We start from the raw sequence: 2500 nt of genomic DNA on the forward strand, positions 1-2500 counted from the left end.
AGCCCCCCTCAAGATGAGATTTCCCATAGCGTCAAGCTAGTAAGATCCCTGAAAGATGATCAGGTTGATAGGTCTGAGGTGTAAGCGTGGCGACACGTGCAGCTGACAGATACTAATCGATCGAGGGCTTAATCATAATTACACAGCACAGCGTGTTATCTAGTTTTGAGGGAATATCCTTCAAACCAAATAGGTCTAGTGATGATGGCGAAGAGGCCACACCCGTTCCCATACCGAACACGGAAGTTAAGCTCTTCAGCGCCGATGGTAGTTGGGGGTTTCCCCCTGTGAGAGTAGGACGTCGCTAGGCAAATTTAAATCCCTTCTGCATCCGCGCAGAAGGGATTTTTTGTGTGGTATGATTTAGGCGAAGTTTAGCAAGAATAAGTATGTACAGCATTACCAGAATGCTTAGCATTCGAACTTCTATTTTCTAAGGGAAGTACGGATAAGCTGGTTACTTGTTACTGCATTATTTTTCTTAATTATGTAGATTTGGATTTGTTTTACGAGATATTGTGATAAAGGGATTTATATAACCCTCGCACGATTTACATGCTGTAACAAAAAAATAAATTTTAAAAATTGCAACAATACTTATCCATACACGCAATAATATGTTATTCTGTTATACAGTGGTAATTAACCATATTTCATCAATGGATTACGGAAGGAGATACATATGTCAAAGCAACAAATTGGTGTAGTAGGTTTGGCGGTTATGGGGAAAAACCTTGCATTGAACATTGAAAGCAGAGGATATTCCGTTGCTGTTTATAACCGTTCATTCGAAAAAACAGAGGAATTTTTAAAGAATGAGGCAGAAGGAAAGAACTTTGTAGGCGCAGCTAGCGTTGAAGAATTTGTTAACTCCTTAGAAAAACCTCGCAAGATTTTATTGATGGTCAAAGCAGGAGCTGCGACAGATGCAACAATTGATTCTTTAAGACCTTATCTTGAAGATGGCGATATTTTAATTGACGGAGGAAATACATTCTTCCAAGATACAATTCGCCGTAACAAAGAGCTTGAATCAACTGGAATCCATTTCATTGGTACAGGCGTTTCAGGTGGGGAAGAGGGAGCGTTAAAAGGCCCTTCTATCATGCCAGGAGGCCAAAAAGAAGCATACGAGCTTGTTGAGCCAATTTTCAAAGCGATTTCAGCAAAAGTTGGAGACGATGCTTGCTGCACATACATCGGACCTAATGGTGCTGGTCATTACGTAAAAATGGTTCATAACGGTATTGAGTATGGCGATATGCAGTTAATTTGTGAAGCTTACTTCATTATGAAACATGTTCTTGGTTTAGATGCTCAGGAACTTCATGAGGTATTCGCAGAGTGGAATAAAGGCGAGTTAGACAGCTACTTAATTGAGATTACAGCAGATATCTTTACAAAGGTGGACGAAGAAACAGGTAAGCCGCTTGTAGACGTAATCCTAGATACAGCCGGGCAGAAGGGTACAGGTAAGTGGACAAGCCAAAACGCTTTAGACTTAGGAGTACCGCTTCCAATCATTACAGAATCTGTATTTGCTCGTTTTATCTCCGCTATGAAAGAAGAGCGCGTAAAGGCAAGCAAATTGTTGCAAGGTCCTGAAGTGAAGCCATTTGAAGGCAATAAAGAAGAATTGATTGAAGCAGTACGTAAAGCTTTGTATATGAGCAAAATTTGTTCTTACGCACAAGGTTTTGCACAAATGCGCGCTGCATCTGAAGAATACGGCTGGGATCTTCGCTACGGCGATATCGCTATGATTTTCCGTGGAGGCTGCATTATTCGTGCGCAATTCCTTCAAAAAATTAAGGAAGCTTATGATCGTGATCCTGAATTGGCGAACTTGCTATTAGATCCATACTTCAAGGAAATCGTAGAAGGATACCAATCCTCATTGCGTGAGGTTCTTGCAGTAGCGATTAGCCGCGGTATTCCGGTGCCTTCATTCGCTAGCGCAATTGCTTACTACGATAGCTACCGTACAGAAACGTTACCTGCTAACCTTCTGCAGGCGCAGCGTGACTACTTCGGTGCACACACGTACGAGCGTGTAGATAAAGAAGGAACGTTCCATACGAACTGGATGTAAGGGACAAGAGCTATTCATATTTCGGTATGTAAGTATGGGTAGTAAAAAACAGCCAAGGCTTTGTGAAAAGCGCTTGGCTGTTTTTTTTGCAGCTATTGTCTTTTGTTTTATGATCCATTTTTCAGATTTCGTAAAACCATTGGCATTTTCTTATTTTCTTCTTTTATTTTTTTGCTGCGGGCTTGGTTGTCATTAGGGACAGCTGATCTAAACCTTGCCTGATCCATTCCGTCTATGATGTTCGTCAATATAATCCCCCCTTCCTATTTCATTATTTCCTAACACGCCGGATTAGAATCGGAAAAGGAATTGGCACTTATCGAGCTGCTAATAAATCGATTAGTTAGATAAGGAAAGTCTGCAGGGGGAAATAGACCATGCAAAGCGAGTGGATAAGGAATATTTTTC

2 protein-coding genes and 2 rRNA genes (1 of these 4 cut by a window edge) are annotated in these 2500 nt (G+C 41.1%); 3 read left to right on the forward strand and 1 reads right to left on the reverse strand.

Annotated elements, in window-relative coordinates; translation table 11 throughout:
* The 3 genes from AC6HZ4_RS09695 to gnd form a co-directional block, all read left to right on the forward strand.
* A 23S ribosomal RNA gene (locus AC6HZ4_RS09695) occupies positions 1–136 on the forward strand; it begins 2790 nt to the left of the window's first position.
* Between the two features lie 58 nt (positions 137–194).
* Positions 195–310 (forward strand): 5S ribosomal RNA (rrf, locus tag AC6HZ4_RS09700).
* 372 nt (positions 311–682) lie between these two features.
* The gene (gene gnd, locus AC6HZ4_RS09705; protein WP_497494781.1) at positions 683–2092 is read left to right on the forward strand and encodes an NADP-dependent phosphogluconate dehydrogenase; all 1410 of its coding nucleotides are present in this window, start codon (positions 683–685) and stop codon (positions 2090–2092) included.
* A 107-nt stretch (positions 2093–2199) separates the two neighbouring features.
* Here gnd and AC6HZ4_RS09710 read toward each other — a convergent pair whose 3' ends face one another.
* Positions 2200–2340, reverse strand: coding sequence for a hypothetical protein (locus AC6HZ4_RS09710; RefSeq protein WP_497494782.1), 141 nt, complete (start codon positions 2338–2340; stop codon positions 2200–2202).
* Between the last annotated feature and the right edge of the window lie 160 nt (positions 2341–2500).

This window comes from Ectobacillus sp. OTK (genome assembly GCF_059698935.1).

Bases quoted from the DNA above. Each gene is read 5' to 3' on its own strand.
- gnd (WP_497494781.1), top strand. From the start codon at position 683: ATGTCAAAGCAACAAATTGGTGTAGTAGGTTTGGCGGTTATGGGGAAA.